Raw genomic sequence first — 630 nt, forward strand, 5'->3', positions numbered from 1 at the left:
TAACGATACCTGCAAGCAGGTGGGTTTCCCCATTCGGAAATCCTAGTCTCAAGCGCTTTTTACTAGCTTGACTAGGCTTATCGCAAGTTAATACGTCCTTCATCGCCTCCAACTGCCAAGGCATCCACCGTGTACGCTTAGTCACTTAACCATACAACCCAAACGGGTCTTTGTTAGTGACAGCTGTTAACTTCGCCAGAAGTTAATTCATCAAATAATGATGAGAATACTAAAGTAGATACCAATTAACCTTTCGATTAATGGCATATTTTTACTTTTGAAAACTCTTTATAGATACRARTATCTATAAGAATTTTAATATCAGCTTTCCAAATTTTTAAAGAGCATATTAATTAGTTAAACCAAGYGGTTTAGCTAACTAACAATCATCTGTGTGGACACTACGAACAAATAAGTTCTAAATCGTATAAGGAGGTGATCCAGCCCCAGGTTCCCCTAGGGCTACCTTGTTACGACTTCACCCCAGTCATGAATCACTCCGTGGTGAACGTCCTCCCGAAGGTTAGACTATCCACTTCTGGAGCAACCCACTCCCATGGTGTGACGGGCGGTGTGTACAAGGCCCGGGAACGTATTCACCGCATCATTCTGATATGCGATTACTAGCGA

The 630-nt window shown here is 42.1% G+C and carries 2 rRNA genes; both read right to left on the minus strand.

The window, feature by feature from the left end:
• Positions 1 to 151 (minus strand): 23S ribosomal RNA (locus L1D46_RS20820); the annotation flags it as partial.
• A gap of 277 nt (positions 152 to 428) precedes the next feature.
• Positions 429 to 630 (minus strand): 16S ribosomal RNA (locus L1D46_RS20825); the annotation flags it as partial.

Origin of the sequence: Pseudoalteromonas sp. Isolate3, from assembly GCF_022398505.1 — a bacterium.
Lineage (GTDB): Bacteria > Pseudomonadota > Gammaproteobacteria > Enterobacterales > Alteromonadaceae > Pseudoalteromonas > Pseudoalteromonas apostichopi.